Here is a 14,139-nt window from a genome sequence, read left to right as displayed (position 1 = left end):
CCAACGTAGAAACGCCCTGACTTGATCAGGGCGTTTTGTTTTGCACAGTACCGCTACAAATTACGCGGAAACCGCATCCGGCTGCGCCGCAGGCGCAGCCCGCTGAAACGCCTCCTGCGCCATACAGTGCGCAAAGATGCGCGCAAGCGTCGGGTAATCTTCCACCGCCACATCGAACCGCTTGCCGTTGAACACCTGCGGCACGAGGCACACGTCGGCCAGCGTTGGCGTGTCGCCAACACAGTAGGCACCGGTCAGCGGCGACTGTGACAGCCGCGTCTCCAACGCCGCAAACCCCAGCTTCACCCAGTGGCGATACCACTCGTTGCGCGCCTCTTCTTCCACGTTGAACATGTGCTTCAGATACTTCAGCACGCGTGGGTTGTTGAGCGGATGGATCTCGCATGCAATGGCCAGCGCGATCGCGCGGATGTGCGCGCGATTACTCGCCGAACCCGGCAGCAGCGTGGGCTCGGGATGCGTCTCTTCCAGATACTCGACGATGGCCAAAGACTGGTTCAGCACGTCGTTGCCATCGCACAGCACGGGCACCAGCGCATCGGGGTTCAGCTTGACGAAGTCGGGGGCCAGTTGCTCGCCCTTGAGCAGGTGGACCGGCGCGTAGTCGTACGGCAGGCCCTTGACCTCCAGGGCAATACGCACGCGGAATGACGCCGAACTGCGGAAATAGTTGTACAGCTTGATCGACATGGCTTCTGACTCTTCTAGCGGGTCTATCAAATCACCTTCACGTGCAGCTCGCCCACGCCGTCGATCTTGCCGACCATCAGGTCGCCGACGACGACCGGGCCGACGCCTTCGGGCGTGCCGGTGTAGATCAGATCGCCCGGGCGCAGCTCGAACAGGCGCGACAGATACGCAATGGTTTCCGGCACCGACCAGATCAGGTCCGACAGATCACCGCGCTGGTGTTCGCGGCCGTTGACCGACAGCGTCACGGCGCCCTTGTCCGGGTGGGCCACATCCTTGGCCGGCACGATCGGGCCGATGGGGGCCGAGCCGTCGAACGCCTTGCCGGTCTCCCACGGGCGGCCGCCCTTCTTGGCAGCGTTCTGCAGGTCGCGGCGCGTCATGTCCAGGCCGATGGCGTAACCGTAGACATGGTTGGCTGCCGTTTCCACGGCGATGTCGCGCCCGCCCGTGCCGATGGCAACCACGAGTTCGATCTCGTAGTGGCAATCCTTGGTTTCAGTCGGGTAGACGAACTGGCCGGTCTCGCCGTCGGCAACGTAGCGCACGGCGTCGGCCGGCTTGCAGAAGAAGAACGGCGGTTCGCGGTCGGGGTCGGAACCCATCTCGCGCGCATGGGCGGCGTAGTTGCGGCCGACGCAGTACACACGGCGCACCGGAAACTGGCCATGCCCGCCACGCACGGGAATGCCATTGACGGCGGGCGGGGTGACGACGAAATCGGTCATGCGGGTCTCCTCGGACTAAGCTGGATTGGAACAGGTGGGAAACTGCGGCCACCGCCCCCCGGCGACCGACGAGTTTGCGAGGATACACCCGCACCGCCCCGGCGCGGTTCTTGCATAAGCGACGTGCACCCTGCCCCACTTTGCACCATGCAAGCGAAACCGCCCACCCCATCCGCCCCGCCCGCTGCCAACCACCCGGCCGCGCCGATGCGCGTGCTGCTGGTGCGCGATCCGCTCGACGCCGAACAGATCAATCTGGAGCTGATCCGCACCGGGCTGGCCGAGGCCGGCTTCGTGGACGTCGGCTTGGCGGATGCCGACCTGACGCTGCCCGACCGCATCGCCGAGACCCAGCCCGACATGGTGATCGTCGCCTCCGAATCGGCCGCGCGCGACACCATCGAGCACGTCTGCGTGGCCACGCAGCATGCTCCGCGCCCCATCGTGCTGTTCACCGACAACGACGACGCCACGCGCATCAAGACGGCGTTTGCCGCCGGCATCACCGCCTACATCGTCGACGGCATCAAGCCCACGCGTGTGAAGGCCGTGCTGGACGTTGCCTATGCCCGCTTCGAACACGAGCGTGAGTTGCGTGCCGAGCTGGACACCGCCAAGACGCAACTCGCCGAGCGCAAGGTCCTGGAGCGCGCCAAGGGCATGCTCATGAAGCAGATGAACCTGTCGGAAGACGACGCCTTCAAGCGCCTGCGCAAGATGGCGATGGATCGCAACATCAAGCTGGTGGAAGCCGCACAACGCGTGATCGATGTGATGGCTGGCTGAGCGGTCGGGCCGCCGCCCAGTTTTGGTGCGCCGCACAACTCCGGCGCTGGAAACGCACCAGTCGCGCGCGGCGTCCCGAACCTCGCACGCCGAGCTAAAAGCCTCGCACGCCGAGCTAAAAGCCTCACACGCCGAGCTCCGAGCCTCAACCGCCGAGCTAAAAGCCTCACGCGCCGAGTTCCGAGCCTCAACCGCCGAGCTAAAAGCCTCACGCGCCGAGTTCTGAACTTGGAACGCCGAGAAAAAAGCTCGGCGCGTGGAGATCGGAACGCGAAACGCCAGCATGCATCGCTCAACGTTGGCATACCCCTTGCAAGTGTCGCTGCGAAGCCGGTGCCAACGTGGGTACCGGCACGGGACAACGGCGTCCCGATGCACGGCAGCGCGCCCCTCTTTCGGATGGGCGGCGGTCGCGCGTCGGGACGCTTTTTCTTTGGAGCCATGGATGGCCGCGCCAGACAAGACCGACGCTCTCGTCAACCCGATCAACCCGAAGCGCCGCAGCATCATGAAAGCCGCGGCGACGATTGCAGGAGGCAGTGCCGTGGCATTGATCGATCCGCTGGTGCGTGCCGGGGCCTGGGCCGCCGGCTCCGATGCGCCCGAGAAGACGGAACTGAAGGTGGGTTTCATCCCGCTCACGGACTGTGCTTCGGTGGTCATGGCATCCACGCTCGGCCTCGACAAGAAGTACGGCATCAAGATCACGCCGTCGAAAGAAGCCTCGTGGGCCGGCGTACGCGACAAGCTCGTGTCGGGCGATCTGGATGCGGCGCACGTGCTGTATGGCCTGATCTACGGCGTGCAGCTCGGCATTGGCGGCCCCAAGAAAGACATGGCCGTGCTGATGACGCTCAACAACAACGGCCAGGCGATCACGCTGTCGTCCAAGCTCAAGGAAGCGGGCGTCAAGGATGGGGCGTCGTTGAAGGCCGTCATGGCGAAAGACAAGCGCGAATATGTGTTCGCGCAGACCTTCCCGACCGGCACGCATGCGATGTGGCTGTACTACTGGCTGGCCGCGCACGGCATCCACCCGCTGCAGGACGCGAAGGCGATCACCGTGCCCCCGCCGCAGATGGTCGCGAACATGCGGGTGGGCAACATGGATGGCTACTGCGTGGGCGAGCCGTGGGGTGCCCGCGCGATTGCAGACAACATCGGCTTTACCGCCGAGACCACACAGGCCATCTGGAAAGACCACCCCGAGAAGGTGCTCGGCACCACGGCGGAGTTCGTGCAGAAGTATCCGAACACCGCGCGTGCGCTCACGGCAGCGGTGCTGGAGGCAAGCAAGTTCATCGATGCATCCGCATCGAACCGCCGCAAGACGGCCGAGACCATTGCCGCCAAGTCCTACGTCAACACCGACATGGACATCATTCTCGACCGCATGCTCGGCCGCTATACGAATGGTCTGGGCAAGACGTGGGACGACCCGGACCCGATGCGCTTCTATCACGACGGCGCGGTCAACTTTCCGTACCTGTCGGACGGCATGTGGTTCCTCACGCAGCACAAGCGCTGGGGCCTGCTGAAGGCGCATCCGGATTACCTGGCCGTGGCCAAGCAGGTCAACCGCGTGGACATCTTCAAGCAGGCGGCAACCGCCACCGGCACGCCGCCGCCCAAGAGCGACATGCGCACGGCCAAGTTGATCGACGGCGTGGTGTGGGATGCGAAGAACCCTGCCGCGTATGCGGACGGCTTCAAGCTGAAAGCCTGACGCCTCCGGCCTTCCGAATTTCTGATTGCGGTCCCTCACATCGATGGAGCCCGACATGAACACGCTCGTCAAAACGTTGTCCGGCGTGCAGTCCGACGCCGCCCCTGAAAGCCGCCGCTTTGCCGTGCGCGACTGGTTTGTCGCCGCCGTGGTGCGCGGCTTTCCGCCCGTGCTGGGCTTGGTTCTGTTTGTACTGGCGTGGCAGGGCATTGCCACGGCCATCCCCGCATTGCCGACACCAGCGGTGACGTGGAAAGCAGCGGTCGCGTTGTTTGCCGATCCGTTCTACCGCAATGGCCCGAATGACCAGGGCGTGGGCTGGAACGTGCTCGCTTCGCTGGCGCGCGTGGGTGCGGGCTTCGGCATGGCTGCAGTCATTGGCATTCCGGCGGGCTTCCTGATCGGGCGCTTTGCGTTTCTCAATGCGATGGCCTCGCCCATCATCAGCCTGCTGCGGCCCGTGTCGCCGCTGGCGTGGCTGCCGATTGGCCTCTTGCTGTTCAAGTCGGCCAACCCGGCGGCCATCTGGGCGATCTTCATCTGCTCGATCTGGCCGATGGTGATCAACACCGCCGTGGGCGTGACGCGCGTGCCGCAGGACTACCTGAACGTGGCGCGCGTGCTGAACCTTTCTGAATGGAAAGTGTTCACGCGCGTGCTGTTTCCTGCAGTGCTGCCGTACATGTTGACGGGCGTGCGGCTGTCCATCGGCACGGCGTGGCTGGTGATCGTGGCAGCGGAAATGCTGACCGGCGGTGTCGGCATCGGCTTCTGGCTGTGGGATGAGTGGAACAACCTGAAGGTCGAACACATCGTCATCGCGATCTTCGTGATTGGCGTGGTGGGCTTGCTGCTCGAGCACGCGCTGTTGGCGATTGCGCGGCGCTTCTCGTACGACGCGGTTTGAGCGAAATGGGGATCGCCATGACAGACAAAATCCTGCGCATTGAAAACGTCGGGCAGACGTTCAAGACCAAGCGCGGCCCGTTCGTCGCCCTGCGCGACATCAACCTGACGGTTGCGCGCGGTGAGTGCATCGCGCTCATCGGGCACTCGGGCTGCGGTAAATCGACGTTGCTCAATCTCATCGCCGGGCTGACGCGGCCGACCAGCGGCGGACTGATCCTGGCCGAGCGCGAGATTGCCGGGCCGGGGCCGGATCGGGCGGTGGTGTTTCAGAACCATTCGCTGCTGCCGTGGCTCACGTGCTTTGACAATGTGTATCTCGCCGTCGAGCGCGTCTTCGGCAAGAGCGAGACCAAAGCGCAGTTGCGTGATCGCACGCATGCGGCGCTGGCACTGGTCGGCTTGTCGCATGCCGAGCAGAAGCATCCGCATGAAATCTCGGGCGGGATGAAGCAGCGTGTCGGGATCGCTCGCGCATTGTCCATGGAGCCGAAGGTGCTGCTGATGGATGAGCCCTTTGGCGCGCTGGATGCACTCACGCGGGCGCATCTGCAGGATGAGCTGCTGAAGATCGTTGCCGCAACCGGCAGCACGGTGGTGATGGTCACGCACGATGTGGATGAAGCAGTGCTGCTGGCGGACCGCATCGTGATGATGACGAATGGGCCGGCTGCGACGATTGGTGAGGTGTTGACGGTGGATTTGCCGCGGCCTCGGGATCGGATGGCGTTGGCGGAGGATCCGACTTATCACGCTTACCGGACGGCGGTGTTGGATTTTCTGTATCGGAAGCAGAGGCATCCGGTGGCGGAGGCGGCTTGATTCGCTGTGGGGATGGCTTTGTTGTTTTTACCTTGGTGGTCCATCTCCTGTTTCATGCCCCGGCAGGGGATGAAACAAGGGATGCACCACCAGGGCAAAAAACACCACGACATGGCGCCAGCGCGCAACCCACAGCGCTATGATCACCCCCGAGCCCATCACCCGCGCCATGAACAATGCCTGCCCCTCCCATCCTCCCCGACACCGCCGCTGAAGACGCTCTCGCGAACGCCCCCTTCCCCGCTGCCCGCTTCATCAAGGAAATTGGCCGCGGCGCAGACGGCGCCCGCGCGCTGGTCAAGCACGATGCCCGTGCGCTCTTCACGGCCATGCTGGAAAGCCGCATCTCCGACGTGCAGCTCGGCGCCATCCTCATGGCCTACCGCATCAAAGGCGAGACCCCGGAAGAACTCGACGGCATGCTCGAAGCCACGCATGCGCATTGCCGGCCGCTGCCGGCGCCGGACACGCCCGAGCATGCGTTGCCAGTCGTCATCCCCAGCTACAACGGCGCCCGCCGCCAGCCGAACCTGGTGCCGCTGCTGGCCAAGCTGCTGGCGCGCGAAGGTGTGCCGGTGCTGGTGCATGGCATCCGCCGCTTCGACGGCCGCGTCACCACGGCTGCGCTGTTCGAAGCGCTCGGCTGGCCCCTCTGCGAACACATGGACGACGCCCGCGAGCGCCTGGAGCGCGATCGCCTGGCCTATGTGCCGATCGACGTGCTCTCTCCCGAACTGACGGCACTGCTGGATAAGCGCGAGATCGTCGGCCTGCGCAATTCCGCCCACACGGTGGTGAAGATGCTGCAGCCCGTCGGCGGGCACGCGCCGCACGAGGCGCTACGGCTGGTCAGCTACACGCACCCGGAATACCGCGACACGCTCACCGATTACTTCCTGCGTCATCCGGCCAACGTGCTGCTGGCGCGCGGCACCGAAGGCGAGGCAGTGGCCGATGCGCGGCGCGGCAGCGCGGTGGAGTGGCTGCACGACGGCGCGCACGAAACGGTGATCGAAGCGGTGGAAGGTTCAAGCGACGCACCGCCTGAGCTGCCCGTGGGGACAGACGTGGCGGCAACGGCGCGGTGGATTGAAGCGGTGCTCGACGGCAAGCAGCCGGTGCCGGAGCCGATCGCCAAGCAGGTCCGCGCGATCGTGCGCTGTGCACGACCGGCGCAGGCTGCCTGATCGATCGCCCGGTCTTACTTGGACGGCAGCGGAATGCGCTCCGTTTCGCCGGGCACGTGAGCGAAGGCGTCGCTCTCCCAGCGCTGCTTGGCGTCTTCAATGTCGGCCTTGTCGCTGGCGACGAAGTTCCAGTAGATGTGACGGTGGCCATCGGTCGGGGCACCGCCCAGCAGCATCACGCGTGACGATGCCTGCGCGGTGAGCGTCACGTCGCCGCCGGGCTCCAGCACGGCCAGGTGCTGCGGGTCGAGCGCCTCGCCGTCGATGGTGACGGCGCCGTCGACCAGATACAGGCCACGGTCTGCATGCTCAGGCGGAATCACCAGCGATGCGCCGGCCGCGAGTTCCAGCGCCACATACAGCGTGCGCGAACTCACCTTCACCGGCGACGTCAGCCCGAACGCATCTCCCGCGATGACCACGCCCTGCACGCCTGGGCACTCCAGCTTGGGCAGCGTCTCGGCCGCATGGTGCGCGAAGCTGGCGTTGACCTTTTCCTGGTCCTTCGGCAGCGCCACCCAGGTCTGGATGCCGTGCATGCGCGCGCCCTTTTCGCGCCCTTCCGGCGAGGAACGCTCGGAGTGGACGATGCCGTTGCCGGCCGTCATCCAGTTCACGTCGCCGGGGGTGATGGTCTGCACGCTGCCGAGGCTGTCTCGGTGGACCATGCTGCCGTCAAACAGGTACGTGACGGTGGCCAGCCCGATGTGCGGGTGCGGGCGCACGTCGATGCCCTCGCCGGGGGCGAAATCCACCGGGCCCATGTGATCGAAGAAGATGAACGGCCCCACCGTCTGACGCGCTGCCGAGGGCAGCACGCGCTTGACCGAGAAACCGCCGAGGTCCCGCACGTGCGGGCCAATGATGTGCTGGATGGAAGTCATGACGGAAGCCTCCTCAGGCGTGCTCGGCGAGTTCGGTGTCGACGCTGATCTCGACCTCGGTCATCAGCTTGTGAACGGGGCATTTGCCGGCCACGCGCAGCAGGTCGGCGCGTTGCTCGTCGGTCAGGTTGCCGTGCAGGGTCAGCACGGTGCGCAGCTTGTAGCGGCCCTGGCGTTCCTGGGTGCCGTCGTGCTCCACAGCCACGTCAATCGAATCGAGCGGGTACTTGCGCTGGCGCGCATACAGCGTGACGGTCAGCGCCTTGCAGCTGGCCAGGGCCGCGTCAAAGTAGGCGTGCGGGTCGGGCGCACTGCCCTCGCCAGTCGGCTTGGGCACATCGGTGTAGGTCACGCCTTCGGGAAAGGTGACCTTGTGGCGAAAAAGGCCTTCGGTGTCCTTGCTGACGACGATGCTCATTGACGGCTCCTGTAGCGATTTCTGCGATGTCCGGGCAGTGTAGCCAACTTGCGTGACGGCACGGGAGAAGACCCGACGTGCGTCGCGCATCGCTTTCACGGGCGCTTCGATCACTCGACATTGCAGACATGGCAATTCGGCCCACCCATTGGGGTGGAAACGCTCAAGCGGCGCGGTTTTCGGCCGATCTTCCGGTTAGAAGACATCCGCCCAGAAACCTCCCGCTTACGCGTCACCCGCATGGTTCCTCGCCGGCCGCTTGTCGCCATCGCCGGCGGCATCGGCTTCCTCCTCGTCCTTGTTGGGCTGACCGTGATGGTCGGCTGGCTGCGGCATTGGCCGTGGGCAGTGAAGCTCGGCAGCGATCGGCTGCTGATCGTGTTCGCCACCGGCGTCAACCTGACCCTGCTTGGCGCGGGGCTGGCTGCGCTGCTCGTCGGGACGGTACGGCCGAATGTGCGCTGGGCAGATCCGGTGGCCCGGGGGCTGGGCGGCGTGGTGGCGGTGCTGTCCACGCTGCGGCTGGCCGAGATGATCACGGGATGGCCGATCGGGCTCGACTTTCCGGGCATGCACACATGGCTGGACCGCCAATGGGTGACCGGATGGATTGGCGGCATGCACCCCAGCCACGCGCTGGCGATGGCCGCATCGGCGACGGCCCTGAGCCTTGTGCCGACGTTGCGCAAACCGCACCGCGCGCGGTGGTTCTGGGGCTTGGTCGGCCTGGCGATGCTGCTCTGCGCGGGCGACCTGCTTGGCCGCGCCATGGCGCTCGAATATCTGTACCCGGCGTGGTTGGTGTGGCGCGCCTCGGACGTAGCGGCCATCTGCACGCTGCTGGTGGTCATGGGCGTGCTGTGCGTTGCGGTGGTCCGGCAGCCGGGCGTGTTGCGCCTGCGCTTGTCGCCGGAAGACACCATCGTGTGGATCAGCGGCGGCTGCGTGGTACTTGCAGGCCTGGGAGCGACCATCACGGCGTTCATCATCCAGGTGGACAGCGTCGGCCTGACATTCGGCACCGCGCGGGCGCGGGCCCTATCCAGCTACGCTGAAGAGCTTGACCAACTGCTGGACATGCGCGCGGAAAACCCGCGCCTGGTGGCCGCCGCCACGTACATCCAGGAAGTGCTGCGCCATCCCACCGACAATGCGGCGCGCCTGCGCAGCGAGAGCGCGCTGCAGGCGTATCGCCAGCAAGGGTACTCGTACCTGCAACTGCGTACGCTGGCGGGCGAGGGCATCGTCAGTCTCGGCACGCAAACGCTTGAGCCCGAGCTGTCGATTCGGCTGCACGCCGGCCTCGCGCCCGAGCGCGTCACGCTGCAATGGGTACACGGATTTGCCATGCGCACAGAAACGCCCGTCATGGCAGACGGCATGCAGATCGGCTGGCTGGTCGCAGAGCAACCGCTCGCCCACATGACCGGCCGCTACGCCAACGAGCGCGGCATCGGAAAGACCGAAACGCTGGCGATGTCGGGCTTTGATGCGCGTGGGCGTGCAATGTCGTTTCCGCAGCGCTTCGATGCGTACGTGTTCGAATTGCCGGCTCTTACGGTCGACCGCCGGCCGCTGCCGTCGCGCTTGGCGCTAGCGGGCGAGGCAGGCTACGGCCAGTGGCAGGACATCCACGGCATGCCGACATCGTTCAGCTACACGCCCATCGGCCACACGGGCCTGGCGCTGATCAGCAAGATCGCGAGCGCCGAGCTGTACGCCCCGATGCGCGTGCAGTTCGAGCGGCTCGGCGCCTTCATGCTGTGCCTGATGATCGCCAGCGTGCTGGTCATCCGCCTGACGGTGCGGCCGTTTGCCAACCGGCTGGCCGCGTCCGAACGCGCGCTGCGTACCGCAAACGAAAGCCTGGAACGCCGCCGTGATGCCTTGCGCGCGAGCCGCGAACAACTGCGCCTGGTGGCCGACAACGTGCCCGCGCAGCTCAGCTACGTCGACTCCGACGGCATCGTCCGCTTTGCGAGCCGCACCCTGCTCGAAGCCTTCGGCCGCAGTGAAGGCGAGATGCTCGACCGCCACGTGCGCGACATCTACGCCCCTGAGGACTACCGCACGCTGCTGCCCTACATGACCGAAGTGCTGGCCGGCTACCCCGTGCAGTTCGAGATCACGTCCATGCGCACGGGCGTGCCCCGCTACCTGAGCGGCCACTACTTTCCTGACTACGATGATCGCGGCACGCTGCGCGGCTATTTCTCGGTGCTGCAGGATCTGACGGCGCGCACCGCCGCCGAGCTGGCCCTGGCGCGCAGCGAACGCGCGCTCAAGCTCGTGCTCGACAACGCGCCGCTGCTGGTGTCGCACATCAACCCCGACGGCGTCTTCACCTTCTGCAACGTCACGCATGCGCGCTGGTTGCAGCGCACGCCCGAGGAGGTATGCGGCCAGATGCCGGAACGGGTGTTCACGCCAGGCACGTACGCCTTGCTGGCACCGTATATGGTGCGCGCCCAACGCGGAGAATCGGTCGAATTCGAGATCACCGCGCCCTGGTACGAAAAGCCGCACGCCGCCGGCCCGCGCAACCGCACTCGACATTTCCGCGGCCAGCTCGTCCCCGACTCCGCAGAAGCACATGACGGCCGCTGTGGCTTTTACGCCTTCGTGCAGGACGTGACCGCAGCCAAGCGCAGCGAGATGGAACTGTCACGGATGGCGCACTTTGATGCCCTCACCGGCCTGCCGAACCGCTACGAACTCTACGAGCGCCTGCGCGCCGCACTGGAGCGTCGTCAGCGCCTGCCGGCACCGCTTGGCGTGCTGTACCTGGACGTCGACCACTTCAAGCACATCAACGATACTTACGGCCACGCCGCCGGCGATACGGTGCTGGTGGAGGTCGCACACCGGCTGCAACGTGCCGTGCGCCGCACCGACACCGTCGCCCGCCTCGCAGGTGACGAATTCATCATCCTGCTCGACCCCATCGACGCCCCGGATGATGCGCTGCACACCGCGCAGAAGATCGTCAGCGCGATCCGCCCGCCGATCCACCTGTCGGATGGCACCGTCCTGCACGTCACCACGAGCGTTGGCGTGGCCTGCCCGGGCCCGGAGGTACGTGATCCAGACGCCGCCCTGCGTGAAGCCGATCGAGCACTTTACTGGGCAAAGTCACGCGGCCGTAACACGGCGGCATAGGCGAGAACCGAACCCTTCCATCACGGTCTATGACTGGGTGCGGCGCCTTTTTGTTGCGTCGCAAACATCTCACTATTAGAAGACAAATCCTGATTTACAGGAACTATCAACCCGACAAAAATGTCCTATTAGCACTCATCCGGTTGGAGTGCTAAGATGCCTTTCCAAATCTCCACTGGATTTCGACAGGAGTCCTGAGTGAACGCAGTCATCCCCGTGAATACCGTTTCCGCAATCGCCACCCAGCCGTCCGGCAACGCCGGTAATGGATGGGCACTGGCGTTCCCCGGCAACCTGGGCAACATCGACGCCTATATCCAGAGCGTCAACCGTGTGCCGATGTTGTCGGCCGAAGAAGAACAGCGTCTGGCCCGCGAATACCGCGACAACGACAACCTCGATGCCGCTCGCCGACTGGTGCTCTCGCACCTGCGTCTGGTGGTGTCGATCGCCCGCGGCTACCTCGGCTATGGCCTGCCGCATGCCGACCTCATCCAGGAAGGCAACATCGGCCTGATGAAGGCCGTCAAGCGCTTCGACCCGGATCAGGGCGTGCGTCTCGTCTCATACGCGATGCACTGGATCAAGGCCGAGATGCACGAGTACATCCTGAAGAACTGGCGCATGGTCAAGGTGGCCACCACCAAGGCCCAGCGCAAGCTGTTCTTCAACCTGCGCAGTCACAAGCAGGATGCGCAGGCGACCTTCACGTCGGACGAGATCGACGCCGTGGCGGCCGAACTCAACGTCAAGGGCACGGAAGTGCGCGAGATGGAAACGCGCCTGTCCGGCGGCGACATTGCGCTGGAAGGCCAGATGGACGACGGTGAGGAGTCGTTCGCTCCCATCGCCTACCTGGCCGATACGCACAACGAGCCGACCCGCGTGATCGAAGCGCGTAGCAACGACCGCATGCAAAGCGAGGGCATCGAAGCCGCCCTCGCCAAGCTGGACGATCGCAGCCGCCGCATCATCGAAGCACGCTGGCTGAACGTGAACGACGACGGATCGGGCGGCTCGACGCTGCACGAGTTGGCCGACGAGTTTGGCGTGTCGGCTGAGCGCATTCGCCAGATCGAATCGGCCGCGATGAAAAAGATGAAGGGTGCGCTGCAGGCCTTCGCCTAAGCTGCCCGCCCTGCAATGAAAAGCCCGCCAAATTGGCGGGCTTTTTCTTTGGGCGGTGGCGGAAGATCAGTCGGCCAGCAGTTGCTTGATGTCGTGCGCGATCGGCTCCGGGCCCTGGCCGTGCTTGATGAACAGGCGCAGGTTGCCCTTCGGATCGAACATGTAGCTGCCGGCGGTGTGATCCATGGTGTAGTTGTCGGGCGAGCTGCCCGGCACCTTGCTGTAGAACACCTTGAAGTCGGACGCGACCTTCTTCAGTTCAGTCTCGTTGGCCGGACGCAGGCCGATGAAGCGCGGATCGAACGCGGGCACGTACTTGGCCAGCAGGTCTTGCGTATCGCGCTCCGGGTCGACGGTGACGAACAGGACCTGGACGCGGTCGGCGTCTTTGCCGAGGGTATCCATCACGGCGCGCAGCTCAGCCAGCGTGGTCGGGCAGACATCGGGGCAATGCGTGTAACCGAAGAACATGACGACGACCTTGCCGCGGAAATCTTCGAGCGTGCGGCGCTTGCCGGTGTGATCGGTCAACGAGAAATCGGTGCCGAAGCTCTTGGATCCGGTGATGTCGAGGTTCTTGAAGGCCGGCTTGTCGCTGCACGCCGCGAGCGCCAGCACGGCGACGGCCAGCATGGCGAACAGCGCGGCGCGGAAGTATCGGAAAGAGAGCATGGTCATTGTGTTGGAAGCAGACCGCCTAGCGTACCGCCAACAGCACATGCTCGCTGGCGCCCCTGTGCGTCACAGCGCCGCGCTTTGCGTAAGCGCCGGGCCAAACTTGAAGTAGTGGTCCACCAGCAGCGCGGCAAACAGGATCGACAGGTAGATGATGGAGTAGCGGAAAGTCTTCTGCGCCAGCGCGTCGGAGTACTTGCGGTACATGCGCCAGGCATACGAGAGGAAGCCGAAGCCGAGCACCAGCGCGGTCACCAGATAGATATAGCCGCTCATGCCGTAGACGAACGGCAGGATGGTCGCGGCGATCATGATGAGCGTGTACAAGAGGATATGCAGCAGCGTGTATTTCTCGCCGTGCGTGATCGGCAGCATCGGTAGACCCGACTTGGCGTAGTCTGCGCGGCGGTACAGCGCGAGTGCCCAGAAGTGCGGCGGCGTCCAGGTAAAGATAATCAGCACCAGGATCCACGCCTCGGCCGGCACGCTGTTGGCGACGGCCGCCCAGCCCAGCGCCGGCGGCATCGCCCCCGAGAGACCGCCGATCACGATGTTCTGCGGTGTGGCCGGCTTGAGCAGCAGCGTGTAGATGATCGCGTAGCCGATGAAGGTGGCGAACGTCAGCCACATCGTGAGGTCGTTGGCGAACACGTGCAGTGTCCACATGCCCGCGCCGCCCAGCACCAACGAGAACACCAGGATCTGCCGCGTGCCCAGTTCACCGCTTGCCGACGGGCGCCAGGCCGTGCGGCGCATCATTGCATCGATCTTGCGCTCGACCAGGCAGTTGATGGCGAAAGCAGCGCCGGCAAACAGCCAGATGCCGACCGCGCCGCCGATCAGCACCGGCCACGGCACCATGCCCGGCGTGGCCAGGAACATGCCGATCACGGCGCAGAACACGGCAAGCTGCGTGACGCGCGGCTTGGTGAGCGCCGCATACTGCGATGCGGTCGTCCGCCAGCCAGGAAGTTGAGTGGAAGTTGTTGGGGTTGCCACGGTATTCATA

At 65.0% G+C, this 14,139-nt stretch carries 13 protein-coding genes; 7 read left to right on the top strand and 6 right to left on the bottom strand.

All coding sequences use genetic code 11. The annotated features are described in order from the left end of the window. Window positions 1–60: 60 nt before the first annotated feature. The gene (maiA, locus tag CFE42_RS18335) at window positions 61–711 is read right to left on the bottom strand and encodes a maleylacetoacetate isomerase (protein ID WP_004633436.1); all 651 of its coding nucleotides are present in this window, start codon (window positions 709–711) and stop codon (window positions 61–63) included. Window positions 712–737: 26 nt separating this feature from the next. Next, window positions 738–1,439: a fumarylacetoacetate hydrolase family protein gene (locus CFE42_RS18330; protein WP_004633438.1), complete on the bottom strand. Its 702-nt coding sequence runs from the start codon at window positions 1,437–1,439 to the stop codon at window positions 738–740. 147 nt (window positions 1,440–1,586) lie between these two features. Here CFE42_RS18330 and CFE42_RS18325 point away from each other — a divergent pair, with 147 nt between their 5' ends. From CFE42_RS18325 to ybiB, 5 genes are all read left to right on the top strand, one after another. Beyond that, window positions 1,587–2,225, top strand: a complete 639-nt coding sequence (locus CFE42_RS18325; RefSeq protein ID WP_004633439.1) for an ANTAR domain-containing protein — start codon at window positions 1,587–1,589, stop codon at window positions 2,223–2,225. A 445-nt stretch (window positions 2,226–2,670) separates the two neighbouring features. Then, entirely contained in the window at window positions 2,671–3,951 is a 1,281-nt protein-coding gene (locus CFE42_RS18320; RefSeq protein ID WP_004633441.1) for a CmpA/NrtA family ABC transporter substrate-binding protein, read from the top strand. Window positions 3,952–4,006: 55 nt separating this feature from the next. Then, window positions 4,007–4,858, top strand: a complete 852-nt coding sequence (gene ntrB / locus CFE42_RS18315) for a nitrate ABC transporter permease (protein ID WP_004633443.1) — start codon at window positions 4,007–4,009, stop codon at window positions 4,856–4,858. A gap of 17 nt (window positions 4,859–4,875) precedes the next feature. After that, window positions 4,876–5,679 carry an ABC transporter ATP-binding protein gene (locus CFE42_RS18310; protein ID WP_004633445.1) on the top strand — a complete coding sequence of 268 codons (804 nt, stop codon included), beginning with the start codon at window positions 4,876–4,878 and terminating at the stop codon, window positions 5,677–5,679. 176 nt (window positions 5,680–5,855) lie between these two features. Continuing rightward, the gene (gene ybiB / locus CFE42_RS18305) at window positions 5,856–6,866 is read left to right on the top strand and encodes a DNA-binding protein YbiB (RefSeq protein WP_004633448.1); all 1,011 of its coding nucleotides are present in this window, start codon (window positions 5,856–5,858) and stop codon (window positions 6,864–6,866) included. 14 nt (window positions 6,867–6,880) lie between these two features. Here the strand turns inward: ybiB and CFE42_RS18300 are convergent, their stop codons facing one another. Both CFE42_RS18300 and CFE42_RS18295 read right to left on the bottom strand, forming a co-directional pair. Next, window positions 6,881–7,750 (bottom strand): pirin family protein, encoded by an 870-nt coding sequence (locus CFE42_RS18300; RefSeq protein WP_004633450.1) that lies wholly within the window; start codon window positions 7,748–7,750, stop codon window positions 6,881–6,883. A gap of 13 nt (window positions 7,751–7,763) precedes the next feature. Next, window positions 7,764–8,168, bottom strand: a complete 405-nt coding sequence (locus CFE42_RS18295) for an OsmC family protein (RefSeq protein ID WP_004633452.1) — start codon at window positions 8,166–8,168, stop codon at window positions 7,764–7,766. 240 nt (window positions 8,169–8,408) lie between these two features. On the opposite strand from CFE42_RS18295, the gene CFE42_RS18290 reads away from it, so the two are divergent. Both CFE42_RS18290 and rpoH read left to right on the top strand, forming a co-directional pair. Continuing rightward, complete coding sequence (locus CFE42_RS18290; RefSeq protein WP_004633455.1) at window positions 8,409–11,327, top strand: diguanylate cyclase; 2,919 nt, start codon at window positions 8,409–8,411, stop codon at window positions 11,325–11,327. 198 nt (window positions 11,328–11,525) lie between these two features. Beyond that, complete coding sequence (gene rpoH / locus CFE42_RS18285) at window positions 11,526–12,455, top strand: RNA polymerase sigma factor RpoH (RefSeq protein ID WP_004633456.1); 930 nt, start codon at window positions 11,526–11,528, stop codon at window positions 12,453–12,455. A 66-nt stretch (window positions 12,456–12,521) separates the two neighbouring features. On the opposite strand, the gene CFE42_RS18280 is transcribed toward rpoH, so the two are convergent. Together CFE42_RS18280 and cyoE are read right to left on the bottom strand one after the other, a co-directional pair. Further along, window positions 12,522–13,127, bottom strand: a complete 606-nt coding sequence (locus CFE42_RS18280; protein WP_004633458.1) for an SCO family protein — start codon at window positions 13,125–13,127, stop codon at window positions 12,522–12,524. A 69-nt stretch (window positions 13,128–13,196) separates the two neighbouring features. Continuing rightward, window positions 13,197–14,138 (bottom strand): heme o synthase, encoded by a 942-nt coding sequence (cyoE, locus tag CFE42_RS18275; RefSeq protein WP_004633461.1) that lies wholly within the window; start codon window positions 14,136–14,138, stop codon window positions 13,197–13,199. Window position 14,139 lies beyond the last annotated feature (1 nt).

Origin of the sequence: Ralstonia sp. PBBBR1 (assembly GCF_002256165.1) — a bacterium.
In the GTDB taxonomy this organism is placed as follows: Bacteria; Pseudomonadota; Gammaproteobacteria; order Burkholderiales; family Burkholderiaceae; genus Ralstonia; species Ralstonia thomasii.
The sequence above is the reverse complement of the archived record's forward strand: the minus strand, read 5'-3'. Positions and strand labels throughout refer to the sequence as shown.